This window comes from Mesorhizobium sp. M2A.F.Ca.ET.042.01.1.1 (assembly GCF_003997405.1).
Classification (GTDB): Bacteria; Pseudomonadota; Alphaproteobacteria; order Rhizobiales; family Rhizobiaceae; genus Mesorhizobium.
This window is the reverse complement of record NZ_RZRX01000411.1, coordinates 1-3,506: the sequence shown is the minus strand read 5'-3', so window position 1 is coordinate 3,506 and position 3,506 is coordinate 1. Positions and strand designations below refer to the sequence as shown.

The following is a 3,506-nucleotide window of genomic DNA, read 5'->3' as shown; positions in this document are numbered from 1 at the left end:
CTTCACCACACGCCTGAACTTTTCGGGACGAACGCTCAGGTAATTTGCGCTACCTGTTTGCGGTAACAAAAGCTGAACGCCAATCTCGGGCAGAGCTATGCCTCCGCCCGCCGATTCCGTGCCGATCTTGAAGAGATTGGTCGTGCCGATGAATTCCGCAACGAATTTCGAGTTCGGGCAGTCATAGACGTCCCCTGGGCTGCCCACCTGCTGAACTCTCCCATCGCTCATTACGGCAATGCGATCCGACAACCTCAGAGCTTCGGACTGGTCATGGGTGACGAAGATAATCGTGCATCCGAGTTGGATGTGGTAACGCTTGATCTCTGTTTGCATCTGCTCGCGCAGTTTCAGGTCCAGCGCGCTGAGTGGCTCGTCCATCAACAGAACTGGCGGCTCGAAAACGACCGCCCGTGCAAAGGCAACTCGTTGGGATTGGCCACCCGAAAGCTCTCTCGGAAGCCGTTTGCTGTAGCCACCCATCTGAACCGTCTCGAGTGCGGCGTTGACACGGCGAGTTAATTCCGGCTCGCGGACGTTGCGCAAGCGCAACGGAAACGCGATGTTCTCGAAGACGTTCAAGTGTGGAAATAGCGAATAACTCTGGAACACCATCCCAATATTACGTTGCTCGGACGGCAGATGCAGGATCGATTTCCCGTTGATTTTAACGTCGCCCGTGGTTGCTTCACTAAAACCGGCGATAATGTTGAGAGCTGTTGTCTTTCCCGACCCCGAGGCACCCAAAAAGGTCATAAATTCGCCAGGCTGGAGTTCCAACTCAAGCCCTGCGAGGGCCGCCACATTGCCGTATTGCTTGTGAAGACGCTCAATCGTAAGCGATGCCCCAATCATTCGAACTGTTCCCGATTATTTTTGCTGCTGGCTTGACTGACCCGACAGATCCCACGTGTTGTCGATTGGACGCGAAGACGGAATGCGCGATGGCGTCATCATCGCTTACTAGATCATCGTCAGTCAAAAGCCTTCACTAATTCTTTAGTTTATCATGCAGGCGCAGACCTTCGTTATGCGCTAGAGCGTCACAAACGCACCCCTCTCGACCCGGCTACTTCTTCGGAGGGGTCTCGACATCAAGGCCCTCCGACAGATCGCCATTGAGAGGCAACAAGCCTACGGAGTGGTCACCGCGGTCCGTCTTCGCGTCGCTTGTCCGCGACGGTGGAAAGTCCTGAGATATTCACCAGATCTTCCTGCTCCACGACGCGCTGCTTGTTGAACTCATTCCGAATGCAACGCTGCCAGCTAAATTGATGCGCCGACCAACGAGGCGGATCAAATAGACTGTTTCAATACCGGCTATAGGACTGCTGAATGCGGACAGTGCTGCGAGCTGTTTTCAAGGGTGGATCACTGTGGCACGCGCCCGATCGGCACCGAACAGCATGGTTCGCCGGCGCCATAGGCTCACGCAATGACACCCATGCGATTTATCTATTTGCGCGGTGCCCCCCCCAGCGGGCAACGATCCCGAAATTCAACCTGCCCCGCAGGCCAAGACATGCCAGTTGCGGTGACAGACGGAGTTTTTCATGCCGAGAGTAAAGCGGCTACCCGGCAACGATTCGACCTGCGGATGGCTGAGCCAGTTGCCTGAGCGGTCGGCGCGCCCGACGTTGAACGGCACGCAAAAAGCGGATTGGGTGGTGGTGGGCGGCGGCTACACGGGCATGGCCGCGGCGCGGCAACTCGCGACGCTTAAACCCGGCGAGCGCATCATCCTTCTGGAGGCCAACCGTATCGGAGAAGGTGCAAGCGCGCGAAACTCCGGCTTCCTGGTCGATGCGGCGCTCAACGAAGGGACCGGCACGGCGTCTGACATCGATGTCTTTCGGCAAAAATACAAGCTCGCCCTTGCCGCCATCGCGGAAGTCAAATCCCTCGTCAACGGGTACGGCATCGATTGCGACTGGGATCCGAGCGGAAAACTCTATGGCGCCCGCGACCCGCGCTACCTCACCAGGCTTGAGAAATTTACGCGCCTTCTGGGCGAAATCGGCGTCGCGAACGAGGTCCTGACCGGGACAAGGCTTCGCGATCACATCGGCACCGGCTTCTACACGACTGCCGTATGGACGAAGACGAGCGTCATGCTGCAGCCCGCCAAACTCGCGCGCGGTCTTTCCGACAATTTGCCGCCGTCGATCAAGGCTTACGAGAACACGCCTGTCATCGCATGGCAATCCACCAATGGCGGCTATCGACTGAAGACGCCTTCAGGCGAGGTCGTCGCGCGCAACATCATCATGGCAGTCAATGGATTTATGCCCGAAGTCGGTATTCGCCAGGACCGCAGCTTCGCTCTGCAGCTTACGGCGAGCATGAGCCGCCCCCTAACGGACGACGAATACGCAGCGATCGGTGCGCCCAAGCCGTATGGCCTTCTGTCGGCCGATGCCATGGGAGCGACGATCCGGCTGACACGCGACCGGCACATCCTTGTCCGGAACACCTGCGAGGTACCGCGGCGCATGTCACTCGATCCCACAGCGCTTGTCCGGCGAAAGGCCGATCATGCTCGCGCCCTCACGAAGCGGTTTCCGGCACTAAGCCCACAAGTTTTCACTCATTCCTGGTCGGGCATCGTTTGCCTGAGTACGAATGGGCATCATGTATTCGGCAAGGTTGCCGACGGACTGTTCGTTGCCGGATGCTACAATGCCAACGGGCTTGCCCTTGCCAATCTCCTGGGGCGTGAAGTTGCCAACCTCGCCGCCCGTCAGGACAGCGAATGGATACCGCTGATCGAACAGCGCAGCCGACCACAGCGCTTACCGCCCCAGCCGCTGCTCGGCTGGGGCGCACGCCTGCGCCTCGCCCGCGACCGTTTCCTCGCACGCAGCGAAGCATGACAAAGGGAGATCATTCATGAACGACGATATCACCCATATCGAGCCCGGCCCACGCTACAGCCAGGCCGTTGTCCACAACGGCATCGTCTATCTCTGTGGCCAAGTCGGATCTCCGAATACTTCCATCACCGAACAGACCGAAGGGGCACTTGCCAATATTGACCGTTTGCTGGCCCTGAGTGGTTCCGACAAGTCGCGCATCCTGCAGGTGACGGTCTGGCTCACCGACATGAAACACTGGGCAGAAATGACGGCAGTCTACGAGAAGTGGATTCCGCATGGATCTGTGCCAGCGCGCGCCAGTGTCGGCTCTGCACTCGTGCCCAACTTCGATGTGGAAATAATGCTCATGGCCGCGCAACGTCCCACCACCTAAGGCGGCTGCGATGACCACACCGACAGCTATTACGCCCGACGGTCCCGAGGTCGAAATCTCCATGACAACCCTGGAGCTCACTCGTGGCGACTGGGCTACGCCGGATCAGCAAATTGCGGACGTTGGTCTGCTGCTACCCCTCAGGCAGCCACCACTTCATTTCTATCGTTACCTTCTCGATAGGATTGGACGCAAGTGGCACTGGCAAGACTATCTTTGCCTGAGCGACGCAGACCTGGCTGCCTGAGGGGTAGCAG

At 58.3% G+C, this 3,506-nt stretch carries 4 protein-coding genes; 3 read left to right on the top strand and 1 reads right to left on the bottom strand.

All coding sequences use genetic code 11. From position 1 onward, the window contains the following. Nucleotides 1-855 (bottom strand): ABC transporter ATP-binding protein (locus EOA23_RS32840; RefSeq protein ID WP_145966564.1); only part of this gene is annotated, 855 nt, incomplete at its 3' end. Nucleotides 856-1,553: 698 nt separating this feature from the next. Between EOA23_RS32840 and EOA23_RS32835 the strand changes: the two genes are divergently transcribed. The 3 genes from EOA23_RS32835 to EOA23_RS36750 are packed head-to-tail and all read left to right on the top strand — an operon-like array spanning nt 1,554 to nt 3,496. Further along, entirely contained in the window at nt 1,554-2,873 is a 1,320-nt protein-coding gene (locus EOA23_RS32835) for an FAD-binding oxidoreductase (RefSeq protein WP_127307124.1), read from the top strand. A 16-nt stretch (nt 2,874-2,889) separates the two neighbouring features. Then, a complete protein-coding gene (locus tag EOA23_RS32830; protein ID WP_127307123.1) occupies nt 2,890-3,249 on the top strand; it encodes a RidA family protein in 360 nt (119 codons plus the stop codon). 10 nt (nt 3,250-3,259) lie between these two features. Continuing rightward, complete coding sequence (locus tag EOA23_RS36750) at nt 3,260-3,496, top strand: hypothetical protein (RefSeq protein WP_245474422.1); 237 nt, start codon at nt 3,260-3,262, stop codon at nt 3,494-3,496. Nucleotides 3,497-3,506: the final 10 nt, after the last annotated feature.

Bases quoted from the DNA above. Each gene is read 5' to 3' on its own strand.
- EOA23_RS36750 (WP_245474422.1), top strand. From the start codon at position 3,260: ATGACCACACCGACAGCTATTACGCCCGACGGTCCCGAGGTCGAAATC.
- EOA23_RS32830 (WP_127307123.1), top strand. From the start codon at position 2,890: ATGAACGACGATATCACCCATATCGAGCCCGGCCCACGCTACAGCCAG.
- EOA23_RS32835 (WP_127307124.1), top strand. From the start codon at position 1,554: ATGCCGAGAGTAAAGCGGCTACCCGGCAACGATTCGACCTGCGGATGG.